Below are 1,222 nucleotides of genomic sequence, written 5' to 3'. Positions count from 1 at the left end.
GACTCCAGGGCCTGAATCCCGTACTCACCGAACGTGACCCGGGTTCCGCCCTTGGCGGCACCGGTCCGCCCGGGGTGGTGCTGCTTGCGGTGCGCGACCTTCCGGGGAATCAGCATGTCTATTCCTCCGCCTTCTCCGGAGTGTTCGCCACGGCCGCCTCAGGCGTCGCGGCCGGCGTACTCGGCGCCGCGGTGGCGGACTCCGCGACAGGTGCCGTCGACTCGGCCGCCGCGGCCTCGCCCGCCGGAGTCTCAGCCGGGGCGTTCCCGCCGCCACCACCACGGCCCCGGCGCTCGCTGCGGGCCGCCGCCCGGCCCGCTTCGGTCCCGCCCTGGGTCGTGCCGGACGAGCCGGAACGCGGCCCGCGGCGCGGGCGCTCCCGGCGGGTCTGGCGCTGCAGCGCCTCCTGCGCCTCACGCTCGGCCCGGCTCTGGACGACGTCGCCCTTGTAGATCCAGACCTTCACGCCGATGCGGCCGAAGTTCGTCCGAGCCTCATAGAAGCCGTAGTCGATGTCCGCGCGAAGGGTGTGCAACGGCACCCGACCCTCGCGGTAGAACTCCGACCGGCTCATCTCGGCGCCACCGAGACGACCCGAGCACTGCACCCGGATCCCCTTCGCGCCGCCCTTCATCGCGGTCTGCATGGCCTTGCGCATCGCCCGGCGGAAGCTGACCCGGCTGGAGAGCTGCTCAGCCACCCCCTGGGCGACGAGCTGGGCGTCGACCTCGGGGTTCTTCACCTCGAGGATGTTGAGCTGCACCTGCTTGCCGGTGAGCTTCTCCAGGTCGCCACGGATACGGTCGGCCTCGGCGCCACGGCGACCGATGACGATGCCTGGGCGCGCGGTGTGGATGTCCACCCGCAGCCGCCCCTGGGTCCGCTCGATGTCGACCCGGCTGATGCCGGCCCGCTCCATGCCCCGCGACATCATCTTACGGATCTTCACGTCCTCGCCGACGTACGCCTTGTACTGCTTGTCGGCGTACCAGCGAGAGGTGAACTCCGAGGTGATACCAAGCCGGAACCCGTGCGGGTTGACCTTCTGCCCCACTACCGGGCCCTCCTTGTCGTCTTCGCGGTCGTCTTGGCGCCCCGGCCGGCCGCGGAGACCGGCTCCCGGCTCTCCACCACGACGGTGATGTGGCTGGTGCGCTTGCGGATCCGATAGACCCGGCCCTGGGCGCGGGGCCGGATGCGCTTGAGCGTCGGCCCCTCGTCC

Annotated in this window: 2 protein-coding genes; both read right to left on the bottom strand. The window is 71.5% G+C overall.

Translation table 11 applies throughout. The features are described from left to right. Nucleotides 1-118: 118 nt before the first annotated feature. Nucleotides 119-1,054, bottom strand: coding sequence for a 30S ribosomal protein S3 (gene rpsC, locus ACY45C_RS00470; protein ID WP_462185693.1), 936 nt, complete (start codon nucleotides 1,052-1,054; stop codon nucleotides 119-121). After that, nucleotides 1,054-1,222: large ribosomal subunit protein uL22 (locus ACY45C_RS00465; protein WP_462185745.1), on the bottom strand; the 169-nt coding region annotated here is incomplete at its 5' end. The genes ACY45C_RS00465 and rpsC, both read right to left, overlap by 1 nt.

It is taken from the genome of Frankia sp. CcWB2, from assembly GCF_977927585.1.
This window is presented reverse-complemented; position numbering and strand designations above follow the sequence as displayed.